This is a genomic window from Corynebacterium sp. ES2794-CONJ1 (assembly GCF_025660615.1).
GTDB lineage: Bacteria > Actinomycetota > Actinomycetes > Mycobacteriales > Mycobacteriaceae > Corynebacterium.
On sequence record NZ_JAOTIM010000010.1, the window covers coordinates 1 to 5722 of the forward strand.

Genomic DNA, 5722 nt, shown 5'->3' on the forward strand with positions numbered 1-5722 from the left:
GTGTGTTGTTTGAGAACTCAATAGTGTGCCAATTGTTTTTTTGTTTTTTTGATTGCAGTTGGGTTGTGTTGGTGAATGGTGTGGTGTTTTTGGTGGCCGGTGAGTGTGGCTTGCTTGGTTTTTGACCGAAGATATGAGCTGTTTGTTGGCATGATCGGTTTTGGCTGTGATTGTTGATGTTTTGGCCCCTTTTTTCCCTTTTTTGCCCCGTCGGGTTGGGGAGGGGGGTTTTGTTTTTTCAATTGTGTGCGCATGGTTGGCATGGCTGCTTGTTTTGGTGGTTGTGTTGGTTGTGTGTGCTGGTTGTTTTGTTTTTTTGCTAGTTTGATTGGGCTTTTCACGGCCTTTGAGAGCAGGTTTTTTGCTTGTTTTTTTGTGGAGAGTTTGATCCTGGCTCAGGACGAACGCTGGCGGCGTGCTTAACACATGCAAGTCGAACGGAAAGGCCTCAGCTTGCTGGGGTACTCGAGTGGCGAACGGGTGAGTAACACGTGGGTGATCTGCCTTGTACTTCGGGATAAGCCTGGGAAACTGGGTCTAATACTGGATAGGACCATGCTTTAGTGTGTCATGGTGGAAAGTTTTTTCGGTACAAGATGAGCCCGCGGCCTATCAGCTTGTTGGTGGGGTAATGGCCTACCAAGGCGTCGACGGGTAGCCGGCCTGAGAGGGTGGACGGCCACATTGGGACTGAGATACGGCCCAGACTCCTACGGGAGGCAGCAGTGGGGAATATTGCACAATGGGCGGAAGCCTGATGCAGCGACGCCGCGTGGGGGATGACGGCCTTCGGGTTGTAAACCTCTTTCGACAGGGACGAAGCTTTTGTGACGGTACCTGTATAAGAAGCACCGGCTAACTACGTGCCAGCAGCCGCGGTAATACGTAGGGTGCGAGCGTTGTCCGGAATTACTGGGCGTAAAGAGCTCGTAGGTGGTTTGTCGCGTCGTCTGTGAAATACCGGGGCTTAACTCCGGAGCTGCAGGCGATACGGGCATAACTTGAGTGCTGTAGGGGAGACTGGAATTCCTGGTGTAGCGGTGGAATGCGCAGATATCAGGAGGAACACCGATGGCGAAGGCAGGTCTCTGGGCAGTAACTGACGCTGAGGAGCGAAAGCATGGGGAGCGAACAGGATTAGATACCCTGGTAGTCCATGCCGTAAACGGTGGGCGCTAGGTGTAGGGGTCTTCCACGACTTCTGTGCCGTAGCTAACGCATTAAGCGCCCCGCCTGGGGAGTACGGCCGCAAGGCTAAAACTCAAAGGAATTGACGGGGGCCCGCACAAGCGGCGGAGCATGTGGATTAATTCGATGCAACGCGAAGAACCTTACCTGGGCTTGACATATACAGGTTTGCTGCAGAAATGTAGTGTCCCTTTGTGGTCTGTTTACAGGTGGTGCATGGTTGTCGTCAGCTCGTGTCGTGAGATGTTGGGTTAAGTCCCGCAACGAGCGCAACCCTTGTCTTATGTTGCCAGCACGTGATGGTGGGGACTCATGAGAGACTGCCGGGGTTAACTCGGAGGAAGGTGGGGATGACGTCAAATCATCATGCCCCTTATGCCCAGGGCTTCACACATGCTACAATGGTCGGTACAACGCGCAGCCAGCCCGTGAGGGTGAGCGAATCGCTGAAAGCCGGCCTCAGTTCGGATTGGGGTCTGCAACTCGACCCCATGAAGTCGGAGTCGCTAGTAATCGCAGATCAGCAACGCTGCGGTGAATACGTTCCCGGGCCTTGTACACACCGCCCGTCACGTCATGAAAGTTGGTAACACCCGAAGCCAGTGGCCTAACCCTTGTGGGGGGAGCTGTCGAAGGTGGGATCGGCGATTGGGACGAAGTCGTAACAAGGTAGCCGTACCGGAAGGTGCGGCTGGATCACCTCCTTTCTAAGGAGTTTTATTATTTATTTTCTAAAATCCGGGTGGATCATCATAAAACATCATCTGTGCTGTTCGTGTCTCTTATAGATGAGGGGCTGGGCATGACCTGGGTGTGATCGAAAAAAGTTTTATAGCGAAAGAACATAGTTCATCATGGTTTCCTGTTTCTTACCCGTTTGTGGGTGGGGTGGGGGTTGTGGTGGTTGGTGCACTGTTGGGTGTCTGGGATGGCACGTGTTTTGTTGTCCTTGATATGTCACTATTTGTCCCCCTGTTGTTGGTTGGTGTTGTGCTTGCTGGTTGGGGGGTTGGTGGTGGTGTGTGTGTTGTGTGAGAACTGTATAGTGGACGCGAGCATTTTTATCTTTATTCTTTTGTGTGTTTCTTTTATTTTGTAAGTTTGTGTGTGTTTGATGAAGGGCACACGGTGGATGCCTTGGCATGCTAAGCCGATGAAGGACGTGTAAGGCTGCGTTAAGCCTCGGGGAGTTGTCAATAGAGCGTTGATCCGAGGATGTCCGAATGGGGAAACCCGGCCATGGTTATGTGTGGTCACCTGCCAGTGAATTCATAGCTGGTGTGGGGGTTGACGCGGGGAAGTGAAACATCTCAGTACCCGTAGGAGAAGAAAACAATTGTGATTCCGTTAGTAGTGGCGAGCGAACGTGGATGAGGCTAAACCGTATGCGTGTGATACGTGACAGTGGTTGCGTGTGCGGGGTTGTGGGGTTGAAGCGTAAGGTGGCTGTCACCGCCTTGCTGGTGCTGATGCGTGTTAGTGGAAGTGGTGTGGAATCGCCTGCCGTAGAAGGTGAGAGTCCTGTACATGAAAGCGTGTGTTGGCCTGGTTGCTTTTGTCCCCGAGTAGCAGCGGGCTCGTGGAATCTGCTGTGAATCTGCCGGGACCACCCGGTAAGCCTAAATACTTAGTGTGACCGATAGCGGATTAGTACCGTGAGGGAATGGTGAAAAGTACCCCGGGAGGGGAGTGAAATAGTACCTGAAACCGTGTGCTTACAATCCGTCAGAGCCTTGTGCGTGGCCTTCCCTTTAGGGGTTGGTTGTGTGGGTGATGGCGTGCCTTTTGAAGAATGAGCCTGCGAGTCAGCGGCATGTCGCGAGGTTAACCATGAGTGTGGGTAGCCGTAGCGAAAGCGAATCCTAATGAGGGTGTGTTAGTGGCATGTTCTGGACCCGAAGCGGAGTGATCTACCCATGGCCAGTGTGAAGCAGCAGTAAGATGCTGTGGAGGCGCGAACCCACTTAGGTTGAAAACTGAGGGGATGAGTTGTGGGTAGGGGTGAAAGGCCAATCAAACTCCGTGATAGCTGGTTCTCCCCGAAATGCATTTAGGTGCAGCGTCGTGTGTTTCTTCCCGGAGGTAGAGCTACTGGTTGGTTGAGCGGGACTACAATCTTAGCAATGTCAGCCAAACTCCGAATGCCGGTGAAGTGAGAGTACGGCAGTGAGACTGCGGGGGATAAGCTCCGTTGGTCGAAAGGGAAACAGCCCAGATCGCCGGTTAAGGCCCCTAAGAGTGTACTAAGTGGAAAAGGATGTGGGATCGCGAAGACAGCCAGGAGGTTGGCTTAGAAGCAGCCATCCTTGAAAGAGTGCGTAATAGCTCACTGGTCGAGTGGTTCTGCGCCGACAATGTAGTGGGGCTCAAGTACACCGCCGAAGCCGCGGCAATACCTTCCTCTTGTGGGGAAAGGTGTTGGGTAGGGGAGCGTCGTGCACTGCGTTGAAGCATTCTGGTGACGGGGTGTGGAGTGTGTGCGAGTGAGAATGCAGGCATGAGTAACGAATGATACGTGAGAAACGTATCCGCCGGATGACTAAGGGTTCCTGGGTTAAGCTAATCTTCCCAGGGTGAGTCGGGACCTAAGGCGAGGCCGACAGGCGTAGTCGATGGATAACGGGTTGATATTCCCGTACCCGTATATATGCGCCCAGTGGTGAATCAGTGGTACTAACCACCCGCGTGCCCATGGTTATGATGTCCCGTTTTTATGCGGGGTGTTATGGTGTGGTGTTGCGTGCGTGGGACCTTCGTTGGTAGTAGCCAAGTGATGGGGTGACGCAGGAAGGTAGCTAAGCCACTTATTGGATTGTGGTGTAAGCGTGTGGCCCGTGTGATAGGTAAATCCGTTGCACATTGTGGGTGAGGCGTGATGCGTACCCTTTGTTGGGGATGTTAGTGATCCTATGCTGTCGAGAAAAGCCTCTAGCGAGTGTATATATGGCCCGTACCGTAAACCGACACAGGTGGTCAGGTAGAGAATACTAAGGCGTTCGGGTGAACTGTGGTTAAGGAACTCGGCAAAATGCCCCCGTAACTTCGGGAGAAGGGGGACCACTGCTGGTGACAGACTGATTGAGCTGGTGGTGGTCGCAGAGAATAGAGGGAAGCGACTGTTTATTAAAAACACAGGTCCGTGCGAAAACGTGGAAGTTGATGTATACGGACTGACGCCTGCCCGGTGCTGGAAGGTTAAGAGGACCTGTTAGTGACACCTTGTGTGTTGCGAAGCGGAGAATTTAAGCCCCAGTAAACGGCGGTGGTAACTATAACCATCCTAAGGTAGCGAAATTCCTTGTCGGGTAAGTTCCGACCTGCACGAATGGCGTAACGACTTCCCTGCTGTCTCAACCACAGGCCCGGTGAAATTGCATTACGAGTAAAGATGCTCGTTACGCGCGGCAGGACGAAAAGACCCCGGGACCTTCACTATAGCTTGGTATTGGTGTTTGGTTCGGTTTGTGTAGGATAGGTGGGAGACTGTGATGCTGCATCGCTAGGTGTGGTGGAGTCGTTGTTGAAATACCACTCTGATCGGATTGAGCACCTGAACCTTGGCCCATGATCTGGGTTGGGGACAGTGCCTGGTGGGTAGTTTAACTGGGGCGGTTGCCTCCTAAAAAGTAACGGAGGCGCCCAAAGGTTCCCTCAGCCTGGTTGGCAATCAGGTGGTGAGTGTAAGTGCACAAGGGAGCTTGACTGTGAGAGTGACAACTCGAGCAGGTACGAAAGTAGGGACTAGTGATCCGGCACCTACGTGTGGAAGTGGTGTCGCTCAACGGATAAAAGGTACCCCGGGGATAACAGGCTGATCTTCCCCAAGAGTCCATATCGACGGGATGGTTTGGCACCTCGATGTCGGCTCGTCGCATCCTGGGGCTGGAGTAGGTCCCAAGGGTTGGGCTGTTCGCCCATTAAAGCGGCACGCGAGCTGGGTTTAGAACGTCGTGAGACAGTTCGGTCTCTATCCGCCGCGCGCGTTGAAACTTGAAGAAGGCTGTCCCTAGTACGAGAGGACCGGGACGGACGTACCTCTAGTGTGCCAGTTGTCACGCCAGTGGCAGGGCTGGTTTGCTACGTACGGAAGGGATAACCGCTGAAAGCATCTAAGCGGGAAGCCTGTTTTGAGATGAGGTTTCGTTTGAGGTGCCCTGTAGATGACAGGGTTGATAGGCCAGAGTTGTACGCATAGTGATATGTTTAGATGACTGGTACTAATTCACCGACAAACACACATATATGATTCAACTTTGTGATTGTTGCGCATATCACGGCCAGGTTCACCCCAGGGTTGGCACTGTTAGTGTCGGTCTTAGAGTGTTGGTTGTGAGAGGGTTAAAGGTTTTGTTGTGTTTCGCGTCCACTATGCAGTGTCTGACACAGCACATTGTGTTTTTTGATTGTGTCGGTGGTTATTGCGTCAGGGGTACGCCCGGTCCCATTCCGAACCCGGAAGCTAAGCCTGGTAGCGCTGATGGTACTGCAAACGGGAGTTTGTGGGAGAGTAAGTCACCGCCGACCTAAAACTTAA

Annotated in this window: 1 protein-coding gene and 3 rRNA genes; 3 read left to right on the forward strand and 1 reads right to left on the reverse strand. The window is 52.8% G+C overall.

Going from position 1 to position 5722, the window contains the following annotated elements; genetic code table 11:
• Positions 1-17: 17 nt before the first annotated feature.
• Positions 18-341, reverse strand: a complete 324-nt coding sequence (locus N7326_RS09355; protein ID WP_263088585.1) for a hypothetical protein — start codon at positions 339-341, stop codon at positions 18-20.
• Positions 342-372: 31 nt separating this feature from the next.
• Between N7326_RS09355 and N7326_RS09360 the strand changes: the two genes are divergently transcribed.
• The 3 genes from N7326_RS09360 (at position 373) to rrf (ending at position 5712) form a co-directional block, all read left to right on the forward strand.
• A 16S ribosomal RNA gene (locus tag N7326_RS09360) occupies positions 373-1895 on the forward strand.
• A 398-nt stretch (positions 1896-2293) separates the two neighbouring features.
• A 23S ribosomal RNA gene (locus N7326_RS09365) occupies positions 2294-5428 on the forward strand.
• A 167-nt stretch (positions 5429-5595) separates the two neighbouring features.
• A 5S ribosomal RNA gene (gene rrf, locus N7326_RS09370) occupies positions 5596-5712 on the forward strand.
• Together the 16S, 23S and 5S rRNA genes form the textbook arrangement of a ribosomal RNA operon.
• Positions 5713-5722 lie beyond the last annotated feature (10 nt).